Below are 13,023 nucleotides of genomic sequence, written 5' to 3'. Positions count from 1 at the left end.
TTACTCGTGATTTTAAAACAGCCCCAACTTATTCAATTGGGGCTGTTTTATTATGCATAGTCGCCGTTACTTAAACTGGTCAGTGCTCGTTACAAAATGACGTTAATCTTATTTGCTGCGGTTAAAGCTTTTTCAACCGCAGAATCAATATCGGCCGCTCTAGCAAGCGTGACCCCTAAGCGTCTGCTACCATCAATTTCAGGCTTAGCAAATAGCCTAACTTGAGTATCTGGCTGGGTTAGTGCCTCGGCAACGCCGGAAAATTGAATATTGTTTGATGTGCCGTTTGCTAAGATCACCGCTGATGCGCTAGGACCATGTTGAGCGATATTGCTGATTGGCAAGCCTAAAATCGCGCGTACGTGTAGTGCAAACTCTGACAGATCTTGGCTGATAAGCGTGACCATGCCTGTGTCATGTGGGCGTGGAGAGACTTCAGAAAAGTAAACGTCATCGCCTTTGATGAATAACTCGACCCCAAATAAACCATATCCGCCTAATGCTTCAACCACTTTCTTTCCTATGGCTTGCGATTTTGCGAGTACAACATCAGACATGACCTGTGGTTGCCAGGATTCACGATAGTCGCCACCTTCTTGTCGGTGACCAATGGCATCACAAAAGTGAACGCCGTTGACAGCACTAACAGTTAACAGGGTTATTTCATAATCAAAAGCAATAAAACCTTCTACAATCACCCGGCCTTTGCCGGCACGACCGCCTTCTTGGGCATATTGCCATGCAGACGCAATCTGTTGTTGATTACGAATAACGCTTTGGCCTTTGCCAGAAGAACTCATTATGGGTTTGACCACACAAGGTAAACCGATAGTGGCGACAGCGTCGTTAAACTCGGCTTCAGTATCACAGAAAAAATAAGGCGAGGTTGGGATTTGCAGAGTTTCAGCCGCAAGGCGGCGAATGCCTTCTCGGTCCATCGTCAGCTGAGTGGCTTTGGCTGTTGGTACAACATTGACGCCTTGCGCTTCCATCTCTACCAAGGTTTGAGTGGCGATAGCTTCAAGCTCTGGAATGACTAAATCGGGCTTTTCGAGCTCGATGATCTCTTTCAATGCTTTGGCGTCGAGCATATTAATGACATGGGAGCGATGTGCAATTTGCATCGCGGGGGCGTTGGGGTATCGATCAACCCCGATTACTTCAATACCGTAGCGTTGTAATTCAATTGCGACTTCTTTGCCTAGCTCGCCGCAGCCTAGCAACATGGCTCGTTTAGCACTGGCAGATAAAGCTGTACCTATCATTTTATTTACCTTTTAGATTGTAGGGATGACTCTCTATTGCAACGTCAAGTATGCAGACCAAGCAACAGTTGAAAGCATCGTGGCTTTCTTTGTTATTTGGGGTTTAGTGTAACGTGTGGTGGGGGGATTAAAGCCAAATTTGCCGACAAGTGTGCGCAAGATCACTGTGGTTTACTAATATGTCTCTAGCTAATGTTTAGATTTCAATCGAAAAAAATGGATTTATCGGGGTATTGTTGTCAAGATGTTGTCAGTGTGTTTTCAGGTTCTGCCACCGTCACTAACGGGTTGAAAAGGAGTGCGCCGTGTTTTTAGATTATTTTGCGTTAGGCATTATTTTTTTCGTTGCTATCTTCATCTTCTATGGGGTGATAGCGATTCATGACATCCCTTATGAAATCGCGAAGAAGCGTAATCATCCGCAGCAAGATGCTTTGCATATTGCTGGCTGGGTAAGCTTGTTTACGCTCCATGCGATTTGGCCATTTTTATGGATTTGGGCAACGCTTTACCGCGAAGACAGAGGCTGGGGTTTCCAAGAGGTTGTGGAGAAAGAGCAATTACTGGAAAGTGAAGTTAAGGGCTTAACGGAATCGGTTAGAAAGCTAGAGCAAAAAATAGCGGCAATGGAAAGTGCGAATCATAAGGTAGTCGCTACGGCAGTGGATGTTTCTGCTACCAGTAAAGAGTTAGAGCAAACTGATACATTGAATCAATCTTCTAATAATCAAGCTGATAAGGTAGAGGTGTAATATGGATTTACTTTTAGTTCTCACCTACACCGCAGTTTGTATTGCCGTTTTTAAGATCTTTAAAATCCCGCTGACGAAGTGGACAGTACCTACCGCAATTCTTGGGGGGATCTTTATTGTCGGCGCGTTAATTTTGCTGATGAACTATAACCACCCCTACACGCCGTTTGCCAAAGAATACTTTGTGACAACCCCTATTAACCCAGCCGTTAGAGGCGTGGTTATTTCTGTTGATGTGGAACCAAATACACCCATTAAAAAAGGCGACGTGCTATTTAAAATTGACCCGACCCCATTTGAAGCGATTGTTAAGCAAAAGCGCGCAGCATTAGTTGCCGCTGAGTTAGAAGTGCCACAACTTGAGGCTGCATGGGAAACGGCAAAAGCATCGGTGACAAGAGCAACGGCTGATAGAGACAGAACTAAATCTGCTTTTGACCGTTACGAGAAAGGTCGTAAACGTGGCGGGGCAAACTCTCCTTTTACCGAGCTTGAACTGGATAACAAACGCCAACTTTATTTGGCGTCTGAAGCGCAATTAAACGCGGCTCGCGCGGAAGAGTTGAGAGTACGTTTAGCCTTTGAGTCTAATGTTGATGGTGTCAATACTAAGGTTGCAGGTATTCAAGGCGAGCTTGAAAAAGCCCAATTTGATTTGGCGCAAACCGTAGTAAAGGCGCCTGCAGATGGTATGGTGACTCAAATGGCACTACGCCCTGGTATTGTGGCTGTCCCTATGCCATTACGACCATTACTTAGCTTTATCCCTGATGAAGAACGTGTATTTGTGGGGGCGTTTTGGCAAAACTCATTGCTGCGTTTAAAAGAGGGCGATGAAGCTGAAGTCATTCTAGATGGCGCACCAGGGCAGGTGTTTAAAGGTAAGGTCGCTAAAGTGTTACCTGCAATGGCTGAAGGTGAAATCCAATCATCGGGATCATTGGTCTCCTCAGCTCGCTTGATGACTCGAGGCCGCGCTTTAGTGCTGATCAAGCTGGAAGACCATGAAGTCAGAACGCGTTTCCCAGCCGGTGTTTCTGGGCACGCTGCGATTTATACTGAGCATTTTGCCCATGTGTCGATTATGCGTAAAGTGCTACTGAGAATGCAGGGCTGGCTTAACTACCTATTCCATTAAGCTTGCGCGAATAAAAAAGTTTAAAAGGGACCTAAGTGTCCCTTTTGTTTTAACTGTTTTAACTGTTTTGTCTGTATTTGTTCAAGGATTAACATGCAAGATATTCAAGATCTCACCGCGGTACTGCGCTCAAACACGCCAATAGTGGTGATAGAAACTTACGAAGAGTACCGAGTGATAGAGTTATTGAGAAGGGTATCAAATATCCTGTTTCAGCCACTCTTTAGCTGGAGTGTTACCCAAGGTTTAACCCGCGTTGATAGCGGCCTTGGGCGGCAAAAATTTAATTGCGAACCAGAAGATATTCTGGTGCAAATAAAGTCGACGGCACAAAAAGGGATTTATGTGTTGTGTGACTTTCACCCCTTCGTTGAAGATGCCCCCAAAAATGTTCGGTTATTAAAGGAGATAGCGCTTGAATATGAGTCGCTAAATCATACTATCGTTTTGGTGAGTCATGAGTTTGCTATTCCTGCTGAGATTAAGCATTACTGCGCCCACTTTAGATTGTCACTACCTGACCCCTCGCAGCTACTGAACGTCGTTTATGAACAAATAGAGAAAGTGAAAAGCGAAGGCGTTTTGCTCAATGTTGATGACGTAGCGGTCATTAAGTTGGCTGAAAATTTACGCGGCTTGACCTTTGATGATGCGCGTCGCTTAGCCCATAAGGCAATCGTCGACGATGGTGCGATTACTTTGTCCGATGTTGATAGCATTAATCGCGGTAAATTCGAGCTGCTTGATATGCAAGGTGTACTGCATTATGAGTACGATACCAGTGATTTTACCCAAGTCGCAGGACTGCATAATCTCAAGCAATGGTTAAGCCATCGGACGCCATCTACTTATACCCAAAGTATTGAGGATAAGCCTAAAGGGATCTTATTACTCGGGGTACAAGGCAGTGGTAAAAGCTTAGCAGCCAAAGCTGTTGCGGGCATGTGGCAAAGACCGCTGTTAAAAATGGATATGTCTGCGCTTTATAATAAATATATAGGTGAAACAGAGAAAAACTTGCGTAAAGCATTGGAGTTGGCTGACTTAATGTCTCCTTGCGTACTCTGGATAGATGAAATTGAAAAGGGCTTAAGCAGTGGCAGTAGTGATGATGGTACTTCAAAGCGTATTCTAGGCACCCTTTTAACTTGGATGGCTGAACGAAAGTCCGATGTATTTTTGGTGGCAACCGCCAATGATATTAGTGCATTGCCGCCAGAACTTATGCGTAAAGGGCGTATGGATGAGATATTCTTTGTCGATCTGCCTGATGAAACAATTCGTAAAGCGATATTCTTGATCCATCTTAAGCGTCGAAATTTAGAGCCTAGCCAATTTGATTTGGCGCAATTAGCGAAAGTAAGCCAAGGATTCTCTGGAGCTGAAATTGAGCAAGGGATCATTTCCGCTATTTATACAGCAAAAGCATCATCCGCAGCCGTCGAGCAAGGCTTGCTTGTTGGTGAGTTAATGAAAACTCGACCTTTATCTGTGGTAATGCGGGAAAAGCTATTATCATTGAGAACATGGGCCGAGGGACGAACTGTCAATGCGCATCAGTAAAAGTTTTGCATAGCCCGCCAATAAACGAACCCTATATTGATAGTGGTTCGTTGGTGTTTTATGTGGATATTATGCCGCTACAAAGCCTTGTTGACTTGCGATTAAGGCTGCTTATTATACCAATTAGTATAAGAAGTTGATCTACTCAGAGCGATTTTGGCAAACTAATTCAAGGCGAATAACTAAAAGAATGGTTGCTCCCTTGTGAAGTTATTCAACGCTGAAGTAGGCAGCCAAAAACGCTCCAGAATGGCGAGTTTTAGCGGCTCTGATACTGCGACTCTTGATAAAAAGAAGAAGCTTGAACCTAGTTTAACTATGCTCTTCACTCGTTGCGAGCTGCATGGATGCAGCGAATGTCATTAAAGCAGGAGCACTTAATGACCTTGTCTCAGTGCCGCTAAATTCTCGCTGAGCGACCAAATCTTTATACTAATTGGTATTAGGTGGGAATTGAGCAAGTATTTTGGCAACAGTGATATTGGTTTCATCAGCTTTTGCTGCGCCACCTTCATCAAAAGTAAACTTATCTGAACCACGCCAAATAAGCTGATTGCTGCTTGGGTCAATGATATCTATTTGAATCGTTTGAACCTTAGCGGTATCACTACCCACAGGTACATCAACGCTAGTGCCGATACTTGCTCCACCAGAACTGCCCCAAGTTCCGGTACCTAAGCCAATGGAAAAACCTGAATCTTTAGGTTTGTTTTCTACTTTAAAGCTATAGCTAACATGGAAATCTGCTGTTTGCTCCTGCGCGCTAAAGCCTTGATTGACCAAGGCGCTGGCTATCGCTTGCTGAATTCGGTTTGCGCTTAAGGGGTCATTGTTGGTTGCTGGTGCAAGTTGACTAAATGTCTTTAGTTGAGAAAAGTCATAATTAACATCATAGTCATTTTTTGGGGTGGAACTACAAGCCGTTAAAAGCAATAAGGAGGTGGCGGCTATGCTAGTGAATGTACGTTGTAATAGCGTTTTCATTATTATCATCCTTATTGAAAGCTTGAACAAAGCTGAGCGAGTAGCGTATTAAACTAAAGAGCAACGCTGTTAAATCAATTAGATGACCTAGCGTTTAGTTGCCGAAAAGGAACATCTACTGTATTTATTTTAGCCTTTCCTTGTCAAGATGGTATATGTTTAACCTATGGAGCAATTAGAGTTTTTTGAGATCCCCAGCCCTTGCATAGGTGTATGCCAAAGTGATGCTAGAGGCTATTGTATGGGGTGCTTGCGCAATCGTAACGAGCGTTTTAATTGGCTTGAGTTTTCTGATGCGCAAAAATACGATGTGATCCGTTTGTGTAAGCAGCGCAAACGTCGACGTCAGCTGGCCTTTTTAAAAGCTAAAAAGGCGCAATTACAGGATGAGCGAAGTAAGATTAATAGCAATTTAGATTTTGGCGAGGAAGCTCTCGAAGCTGATGTTCCTGTTAAAGACTAAGTTAGCCTGTTTTACTTGGGCCAAAATAAGGTGAAACGGGTATCGCCTGGCTCACTAAATAAAGTCACTTCACCGTGATGCCTTTCCATTATCCGCTTAATAATAGCTAAGCCTAATCCGTGACCTTTGTTGCCATTTTTGCTACTCGCACTGCGGTAAAAAGGCTCAAATATTTTGCTTTGGTCCTGCTTTAGGATCCCCTCACCATTGTCAGTTACGCTTAATCTAATTCCATCATTTTGTTCAGATATCTTCACTACAATGTTATCGGTCGAGAAGCGTTGTGCGTTGGTGATAAGGTTTTGCAACGCTCTCTCAACCAATGATGGCTCAGCGGTTAGATAAATGGTTGTTGCAGGTTCATTGAGTACAATCGGTGTTGGATGGTGGCTTTGTAAGCGTCTAATTGTCTGGGCGACCAAACTGTTTAAATCGCAACGCTCAAAGTGTAGAGATTCACGCTGGGTTTCCAAGCTGGCGTAGGTTAATAACTCTTGTAGTAGGTTTTCCATCTCTTTAATGTCGAGTTGCATCTCATCGAGAAAACGCTGACGCTTGTCTTTATCTGAGTCGGGTAGGCAGTATTGAGGCAATAATGCCAAGGCAAACTTAAGCCTTGCTAGTGGCGTTCTAATTTCGTGAGATACGGCATTAGAAAGATGTTTTTGGTTTTCGATAAGGGCGCTAATATGAGCCGCCATATCATTAAAGGTATCTGCTAGCGGTAAAACTTGCGAGCTTTTTGTTAGCTGAATACGTGTATCCCACTTCGCTTGACCAAACTCTTTGGTGGCTTTACCCAGTATTTTTAAATCTTTTGAAAGAGGCCATACCCAAATAAGGACAATGAAGCCTAATAGTAGATAGAAAAAAATATTATAAAGGTTTCTTAGGCTTGCCCGTGGATCTAACTCTATGGGGCCGGCCATTAGGAGCTGCTCGCCAACAGCCACAAAATGCAGCTCATGATTAATATCATGAGGCGTTGCTATCACCTTATTAGCTTGCACCATTTGCTCACTTGAAAAAGCGACTTGCTTAGCATCGAGTAAAGTTAGGGGAAGTTTTGGATCTGGCTCGATGGCATCTAGCATGGCTTGGCGCTGCTCGATGGGTAAGGCTGCTAGCACCTGTGCTAAAGCAATTAAAGGTGCATCTTGTGCACCTTTATCATCAACATTACTTTGCCATAAGTTATCTAAGGCCCAGCCAATGCCTAAAACACCAAGGCTGAGCAGTAGATACAGGCTGATAAATAATCGCTTCATCGACTAAATAAAGCTGAATTAATTGTTCCAGGCTTCAGGTGCAAATAGATAACCTTGGCCCCAAACGGTTTTAATTCTAAAAGGTGTTTCGATGTTGTCGCCTAGTTTCTTTCTTAGGCGTGAAATGCGGACATCGATTTTTCTGTCTTTACCGTCAAAATCAATATTGAGTAAATACTGATAGATATACTGGCGGCTCATGACTTGACCTGCCTGTGACGCTAGTAACCACAATAACTCAAATTCATGGCTGGTTAAGTCGACTTCAGTCTCTCCTAAACGGATTGCTTGAGTATGTGGATCAATGCTTAATTTACCAAAGCTTAGGCAGTGAGATTCGACTTGAGTAGGTTTGGCTTGACGACGCAGCAGGTTATTGATGCGTGCAACCAGTAAGGCTGGGTCAACCGGCTTAACAACGTAATCGTCTGCGCCGAGTTCTAGACCTTTGATCTGATCTTCGTTAGAGCCAAGTGCGCTCATCAGTAGAATTGGGCCGGCAAAGTAGTCAGGTAGTTTTTCACATAAAGTTAAACCGTCCATACCTGGCAGCATAATGTCGAGTAAGATAATGTCAGGTTTATAGTTAATTAGACGGGTTAGAACGGTGTCGCCTCTACGTTCTACTTCGACATGCATGCCATGGGACTTTAAATAGTCGACAATCAAATTGGCCAAACGAATATCATCTTCGACTAACAATACTCTATGCGTAGATTGCAAATTGGTCATTAGAATAAACTCCATGGGTTGCGGTATCTTCGCCTGACTTGAGGCGGAGACGCTTGTGTAACTTTTAATTTTACACCTGCAATAGTCTCGTGGGTATCTTTGTCTATCATCACAAACTGAATATCACGTGTAGCACTGATATTGACGCTAAAAGAGTGAATATTAGGTGATGAACTACACCACTTGTTTAAATCTTTGTAATCAGAAATGATGCAAACGGTTTTATTTGTTTCAGCTTGCCAGTTGAGTGTAACTTCAATATCGCAAGTCTCCTGATCTGCCGAAGTGATGCATATTTCCGGAGATAATGTTAGTTTGGGTTCTGGTACAGGCTCTTCAGTTGTGTTTTCTGCAATAGCACTAGCGCTAAGCAGTAAACTTAACAATAGCGGTAAGAAGAGTAGTTTAGATTTTGAAAGCACTTGAATTAGAACCTATATGCAGCACTAACAAAGTAAGTGGTCGTATAACCTTTATCTAACAAGGGACTCTCAGCTATTTCATCAGCAATATCGGTATAGCGGGCAACGAGAAGTAAATTCCAGTTTTTTGTTAAAACGTACTGGCCAGTAAACTCGATGCTTTTATTCAACGCTGACTCCGCTTGATATGCTTGACTCCAATAGAAACTTTCACTTGGCCTAACACCATAATAGTAATCAACAACTTCTTCGCTTTTCCAGTCTAAAACGGCAGCAAACTCAAAGTTCCATCTGTCTAATGGAATGTTGTAAAACCATTTTAATCTAGACTCGAAACCGCCATGTACATCTAAGATGTCATGAGCAAGGCTAGCATGGACTATACCAAAACGGGTGTAAATAAATGCCTCTGCTCCGCCAAGATATGTAAAGTTTCTATTTTTAAGTTCGCCTATAGCTCTTTCGTCTGGCGTGTCAAAAGCTTTCATTGTGCTCGCCATCGGAGCAATTGCGCTCTGAGTGTTATCACCGCTAAGTAAGAATATATTAGAGGGGTCCCAGCGGTGGAAAAAGGCGCTATCGTTACTAAATGTTGTAATTAGGTTGATGGTGAAGTTTTCACCTTCAGCAAGGGTATAACCGATATTGCCATTATCAAAAAACCAGCTTTCGCCATAGTAAGCAAGTGTCGGAACCGCATAGATAGGAATATCATCGAAGTCTTTTAGCGGATTAGATTTCATGCCATAGCCTAAGGCCAAGCCAATATCCCAACGACCGACTTCAATGCAGTCAGTATTGTTTTCACAGTTAGTTGAAGCCTTGGCTACCCCAACCCCAAAAAACAGGCTAGCGGCCAGTAATAATACGAAAAAAAGTGGCATCTAAAAGTTTGACTCATGATTACAAAATTAACATATGGATTCATAGAGTATCATCTATTCCAAAAAGCAGCATGCGAGATAAGAAGTTTGTTGCAAACTGATACAGGTTGTAAATTAGTCACCTGCTGGTTAATGTTGATGTGTTAACAAAACCTTAAACTGATTCCTCTTGATTTTAGCTATTGATATTTAAGGTGTTTTTTTTACTAAGTTTTTAGCGGGTAATATTGACTAAAAGGGATTGAGAGTGATTGATGCAAATGTAGTACAAGGATTAGACAAAACTATTTTAATAGATATTGATATTCGTCACAGCTTAGATGCTGATATTGAAGGGATATATCAGCTATACAGTCAATCAAGTTGCTACAGTGAGACTCTGCAGCAGCCATTTGCTTCATTACAGGTATGGCAAAAACGCTTACTAGATTTAGCTGATAACTTCTATAGCTTGGTAGCTATCAGAGACGGAGAAGTGATTGGCCAGATAGGTATGGAGGTCTTTTGCAACCCAAGGCGTAAGCATGTTGCCAATATAGGCATGGCTGTGCATGAAGACTTTAGAGGCATGGGGATTGCCTCTGCGCTGCTTGAGGCTATGGTTTCTTTAGCGCAAAATTGGTTGGCGATAAGACGTATAGAACTAGAAGTTTATACTGACAACCATTTAGCGATTAGTTTGTATAAAAAGCACGGCTTTGTGATTGAGGGAGAAATGCGTGAATATGCTTTTCGCAACGGCGAGTATATCGACGCATTTCTAATGGCAAATGTTAGAGATTAGCCTTGGCTTGCGGAGCTTGTATATCTTTAGTTTTGTTCAATACAAAGGCTATGGCTTCTTTATCTAAACTGCGCTTTGATAAATAACTTACCGACTTAGGTAGCTTGAATAGAAATCCTTGTTCAGTTTCGGTGGACTCAACAATGTCTTGCCATAAAATTGTGCCTTGCACATAAAATGAATCGTTACTTATTCCTGATTCATTCAGTGTTAAGGTCACTTCATTATTGGCGGCTTTACTCATCATTTGACGCATCAACCACCATGGCTTTCTAAATTTTACGCTTAGCGCTTCTAATGCACTTAGCGCTATCAAAAACCACGAAGCATAACCGTTTATATTGGTTAGCATGAGTGCGGTACCGACAACGGCAAATATGATCGCCTTACGATAAGCTTTGATTGAGGAGTCAACCACAGCTGATTCATCATAACATTCACTAAAATGGCTTTTATCTAGGGTATATTGGGTAGTGTAACTATATTCTTGATTCATTGGTTCTCGTTGTCGCCTGAGGTGTATGCGCTTTATATCGATATACTGGCTGTGATTATAGTATTTAGTTTGCTGCTAGTCGCTTAACTTGAGCTTAAATCGGATTAATTACACTTTAACAAAAGAGGTTTAATGATGAATGCGATCCCGACTGATTATGTGAATTATAAATCCACTGCTGTTTTTGAAAAAGACGCCGTCCCTAAAATGTTCCTGCACCTGCATAATACTAAGGCTGGAGTCTATGGACAGATCCATGTGCTCAGTGGTGAACTCAAGTTTTATGGATTTACTGATAGGCGAGGTGAAGTTGAGCAAGAGCTTGTTATAGCTGCTGGGGAAACGGCAATATCACCTCCACAGTATTGGCATAAAGTTGAATTTCTTAATGCAGATACTCGTTTTAGAGTCGACTTTTGGGCACATAAAGACTCAGAGATAGTCGCGCAGAATCAATCAGAGCGCGATTAGCGCTTAATACATCAAGTTAGTGAATCTGCGGTTTGATAGCCAGTATGTCGCATTTTAACTGGTCAATTATCACTGATGAAGTGTGTCCTTTAAGCTCGCTGATCAAACCGTGATGTTCTCCAGCACCAATAATTAGCATGTTTGCATTACATTGGTGGGCGACATGAGGAATGACATGGTCGGGCAAGCCTTGTTCTAGGTGCAAGTGATCATGCTCGAGCTCGTATCCCTCTGCACTCTCTAGTAACCGCTGCCAATGCTGTTGTTTCTGCTGTGAGTCTGAGCTGCAGTGTTTTACTGGGTTAACCGACATACTTAAATCGTCTAATTGGTAACAATTGACCTGATGGATATCGTTTTCTAATAACATGGCTAGCTGTCGAGTATCATCAAGTAAGCACTGGTTCAATTGCTGGTGTTGTTGATTTGATTTACAGGTTTCTATTGCGGTAAGAATATGCCCTTTAACTTGCCAGCTTTTGTTGCCGACGATCATTACAGGTTGTTGGCAGTCTCTTAGAAGGTGCGCCTCACAGCTCGGACGCCACTCATCAAGAAAGTTATTGTGATGGTTATTATTAATCACGACCAAATCATAATGCTGAGTCTGGATTTCATTGATAATAGCCACATGGTCTTTGACATTGTGAATGGTTTTGACTTCGACTTCGACACCTTGGCGCTGGTATTTGCTGAGCAGCTTTTTAACAAATAGCATAGGATCAAGTGCATTGTTAGGGATGAGCCCAAGTCGGCTTAATAGGTTGTTATAGGGGCGTTCAATTTTTAACGCTGTGACTTTAGCTTTAGTTTTTTTAGCCAATTGCAGTGATTTATTCAAGGCGACTTGCGCTGAAGAATTATTGTCAATCAAGGTTAATGTGTGATGCTAAGTAATCATTGGAGTACTCCGGCAACTATTTCTCCACTGGATCAACTTTAGTCCATAGCCCTGCAAACACGTGGGATTGCTAAGATCAAATCACGCTTAATTTAGTATTGGTAAGCGTTTTTCAGTCTACAAGTTTTTAAGTGGTTGATTTCATGGTTTTGACATTTTTCCGCTTTGGCTAAATTCAAAAAAATTCACAATATATAACAGTGTTAAATGTTAACAAGCTTTAACTTTGCTTTAACCTTTAAGGTGGGTAGGCTAGTCGTTAATGGATGGAGACGATATGAACACCGAAGATAAGCAAGTTACCTCTAAAATGAATGCTAAGCCAAAAGCTAAAATTACGACCATGGATAGTGGTTCTAGCACGTTAACTGATTTGTTTGCTATGCAAACTGAAGTGGCATTACTGCAATCTATGGCCCGCTCCAAAACACTCACGATTATGGTTGTGGTTGGTGTGCTAGGTTTTGCTGGTTTTATATTGTTTTTATATAAAATGGCGGGTTAGTCGCTCAGGTTTATCTTTCACCTCAAACCACTTGCTAAGGAAAGCAATATGTTTATGTTTGCCGCTGAATTACTGTTTACCATCGTCTGGGATTATGTGCTGTGTTATGTATTTTACGCGACAGGTGCAATCGTGCTTTATCTCTGCACTTGGGGAAAAATCAACTATCCGTTGGCTCCAAGTACATTTTTATCCCATTCTAGAGTTAAAGGAAAATCGACGACTGATAAGCCCCTTTTAGTGGGCATGGCTTTTTATATTATCTTGTTCATTATTGCTATTTGGTTGGCTTGATTTAGTTAATTTGATTGCGCTTTTAAGTCATTAAATGAGTTGATCAAGCTCATTCATTGTTACTTATGCGTTGCTACCTAAGCGCTGGCACCCAACCATAG

General features: G+C 42.2%; 16 protein-coding genes. 8 read left to right on the top strand and 8 right to left on the bottom strand.

The features are described from left to right. Positions 1-89: 89 nt before the first annotated feature. Positions 90-1,265 (bottom strand): formate-dependent phosphoribosylglycinamide formyltransferase, encoded by a 1,176-nt coding sequence (purT, locus tag L2748_RS01185; protein WP_220779295.1) that lies wholly within the window; start codon positions 1,263-1,265, stop codon positions 90-92. 305 nt (positions 1,266-1,570) lie between these two features. On the opposite strand from purT, the gene L2748_RS01180 reads away from it, so the two are divergent. The 3 genes from L2748_RS01180 (at position 1,571) to L2748_RS01170 (ending at position 4,718) form a co-directional block, all read left to right on the top strand. Beyond that, positions 1,571-2,017, top strand: coding sequence for a DUF3302 domain-containing protein (locus tag L2748_RS01180; protein WP_220779297.1), 447 nt, complete (start codon positions 1,571-1,573; stop codon positions 2,015-2,017). A gap of 1 nt (position 2,018) precedes the next feature. After that, on the top strand, positions 2,019-3,155 hold the full coding sequence (locus L2748_RS01175) for an HlyD family secretion protein (protein WP_220779299.1): 1,137 nt from the start codon (positions 2,019-2,021) through the stop codon (positions 3,153-3,155). A gap of 93 nt (positions 3,156-3,248) precedes the next feature. Continuing rightward, entirely contained in the window at positions 3,249-4,718 is a 1,470-nt protein-coding gene (locus tag L2748_RS01170; RefSeq protein ID WP_220779301.1) for an AAA family ATPase, read from the top strand. A 432-nt stretch (positions 4,719-5,150) separates the two neighbouring features. Here L2748_RS01170 and L2748_RS01165 read toward each other — a convergent pair whose 3' ends face one another. Beyond that, positions 5,151-5,702 (bottom strand): DUF4136 domain-containing protein, encoded by a 552-nt coding sequence (locus tag L2748_RS01165; RefSeq protein ID WP_246616086.1) that lies wholly within the window; start codon positions 5,700-5,702, stop codon positions 5,151-5,153. A gap of 166 nt (positions 5,703-5,868) precedes the next feature. On the opposite strand from L2748_RS01165, the gene L2748_RS01160 reads away from it, so the two are divergent. Further along, the gene (locus L2748_RS01160) at positions 5,869-6,165 is read left to right on the top strand and encodes a DUF1289 domain-containing protein (protein WP_220779303.1); all 297 of its coding nucleotides are present in this window, start codon (positions 5,869-5,871) and stop codon (positions 6,163-6,165) included. 11 nt (positions 6,166-6,176) lie between these two features. On the opposite strand, the gene L2748_RS01155 is transcribed toward L2748_RS01160, so the two are convergent. Genes L2748_RS01155 through L2748_RS01140 form a run of 4 tightly spaced genes read right to left on the bottom strand, consistent with a single transcriptional unit; the run spans position 6,177 to position 9,471 of the window. Then, a complete protein-coding gene (locus L2748_RS01155) occupies positions 6,177-7,433 on the bottom strand; it encodes a sensor histidine kinase (protein WP_220779305.1) in 1,257 nt (418 codons plus the stop codon). An 18-nt stretch (positions 7,434-7,451) separates the two neighbouring features. Beyond that, positions 7,452-8,165 carry a response regulator gene (locus L2748_RS01150; protein ID WP_220779307.1) on the bottom strand — a complete coding sequence of 238 codons (714 nt, stop codon included), beginning with the start codon at positions 8,163-8,165 and terminating at the stop codon, positions 7,452-7,454. After that, positions 8,165-8,587: a DUF3019 domain-containing protein gene (locus L2748_RS01145; protein WP_220779309.1), complete on the bottom strand. Its 423-nt coding sequence runs from the start codon at positions 8,585-8,587 to the stop codon at positions 8,165-8,167. The genes L2748_RS01150 and L2748_RS01145 overlap by 1 nt, the downstream gene beginning before the upstream one ends. A 5-nt stretch (positions 8,588-8,592) precedes the next feature. Beyond that, on the bottom strand, positions 8,593-9,471 hold the full coding sequence (locus L2748_RS01140) for a MipA/OmpV family protein (protein ID WP_220779311.1): 879 nt from the start codon (positions 9,469-9,471) through the stop codon (positions 8,593-8,595). A gap of 247 nt (positions 9,472-9,718) precedes the next feature. Here L2748_RS01140 and L2748_RS01135 point away from each other — a divergent pair, with 247 nt between their 5' ends. Next, positions 9,719-10,255, top strand: coding sequence for a GNAT family N-acetyltransferase (locus L2748_RS01135; RefSeq protein WP_246616087.1), 537 nt, complete (start codon positions 9,719-9,721; stop codon positions 10,253-10,255). Here L2748_RS01135 and L2748_RS01130 read toward each other — a convergent pair. Continuing rightward, positions 10,245-10,751 (bottom strand): YcxB family protein, encoded by a 507-nt coding sequence (locus L2748_RS01130; protein WP_220779313.1) that lies wholly within the window; start codon positions 10,749-10,751, stop codon positions 10,245-10,247. The genes L2748_RS01135 and L2748_RS01130 overlap by 11 nt on opposite strands. A gap of 135 nt (positions 10,752-10,886) precedes the next feature. On the opposite strand from L2748_RS01130, the gene L2748_RS01125 reads away from it, so the two are divergent. Next, positions 10,887-11,222 (top strand): TehB family protein, encoded by a 336-nt coding sequence (locus L2748_RS01125; RefSeq protein ID WP_220779452.1) that lies wholly within the window; start codon positions 10,887-10,889, stop codon positions 11,220-11,222. A gap of 16 nt (positions 11,223-11,238) precedes the next feature. Here the strand turns inward: L2748_RS01125 and L2748_RS01120 are convergent, their stop codons facing one another. Continuing rightward, positions 11,239-12,096 (bottom strand): universal stress protein, encoded by an 858-nt coding sequence (locus L2748_RS01120; RefSeq protein WP_246616088.1) that lies wholly within the window; start codon positions 12,094-12,096, stop codon positions 11,239-11,241. Positions 12,097-12,400: 304 nt separating this feature from the next. On the opposite strand from L2748_RS01120, the gene L2748_RS01115 reads away from it, so the two are divergent. Together L2748_RS01115 and L2748_RS01110 are read left to right on the top strand one after the other, a co-directional pair. Then, complete coding sequence (locus tag L2748_RS01115) at positions 12,401-12,628, top strand: hypothetical protein (RefSeq protein WP_220779454.1); 228 nt, start codon at positions 12,401-12,403, stop codon at positions 12,626-12,628. Between the two features lie 48 nt (positions 12,629-12,676). Then, the gene (locus L2748_RS01110; protein WP_220779314.1) at positions 12,677-12,922 is read left to right on the top strand and encodes a hypothetical protein; all 246 of its coding nucleotides are present in this window, start codon (positions 12,677-12,679) and stop codon (positions 12,920-12,922) included. Positions 12,923-13,023: the final 101 nt, after the last annotated feature.

Source organism: Shewanella sairae, assembly GCF_023283535.1.
Classification (GTDB): Bacteria; Pseudomonadota; Gammaproteobacteria; order Enterobacterales; family Shewanellaceae; genus Shewanella; species Shewanella sairae.
The sequence above is the reverse complement of the archived record's forward strand: the minus strand, read 5'-3'. Positions and strand labels throughout refer to the sequence as shown.

What these genes read in the sequence shown, in the direction of transcription:
- L2748_RS01140 (WP_220779311.1), bottom strand. Translation starts at nt 9,471, where the DNA reads ATGCCACTTTTTTTCGTATTATTACTGGCCGCTAGCCTGTTTTTTGGG.
- L2748_RS01130 (WP_220779313.1), bottom strand. Translation starts at nt 10,751, where the DNA reads ATGAATCAAGAATATAGTTACACTACCCAATATACCCTAGATAAAAGC.
- L2748_RS01110 (WP_220779314.1), top strand. Translation starts at nt 12,677, where the DNA reads ATGTTTATGTTTGCCGCTGAATTACTGTTTACCATCGTCTGGGATTAT.
- L2748_RS01160 (WP_220779303.1), top strand. Translation starts at nt 5,869, where the DNA reads ATGGAGCAATTAGAGTTTTTTGAGATCCCCAGCCCTTGCATAGGTGTA.
- L2748_RS01150 (WP_220779307.1), bottom strand. Translation starts at nt 8,165, where the DNA reads ATGACCAATTTGCAATCTACGCATAGAGTATTGTTAGTCGAAGATGAT.
- L2748_RS01115 (WP_220779454.1), top strand. Translation starts at nt 12,401, where the DNA reads ATGAACACCGAAGATAAGCAAGTTACCTCTAAAATGAATGCTAAGCCA.
- L2748_RS01125 (WP_220779452.1), top strand. Translation starts at nt 10,887, where the DNA reads ATGAATGCGATCCCGACTGATTATGTGAATTATAAATCCACTGCTGTT.
- L2748_RS01165 (WP_246616086.1), bottom strand. Translation starts at nt 5,702, where the DNA reads ATGAAAACGCTATTACAACGTACATTCACTAGCATAGCCGCCACCTCC.
- L2748_RS01170 (WP_220779301.1), top strand. Translation starts at nt 3,249, where the DNA reads ATGCAAGATATTCAAGATCTCACCGCGGTACTGCGCTCAAACACGCCA.
- purT (WP_220779295.1), bottom strand. Translation starts at nt 1,265, where the DNA reads ATGATAGGTACAGCTTTATCTGCCAGTGCTAAACGAGCCATGTTGCTA.
- L2748_RS01155 (WP_220779305.1), bottom strand. Translation starts at nt 7,433, where the DNA reads ATGAAGCGATTATTTATCAGCCTGTATCTACTGCTCAGCCTTGGTGTT.
- L2748_RS01175 (WP_220779299.1), top strand. Translation starts at nt 2,019, where the DNA reads ATGGATTTACTTTTAGTTCTCACCTACACCGCAGTTTGTATTGCCGTT.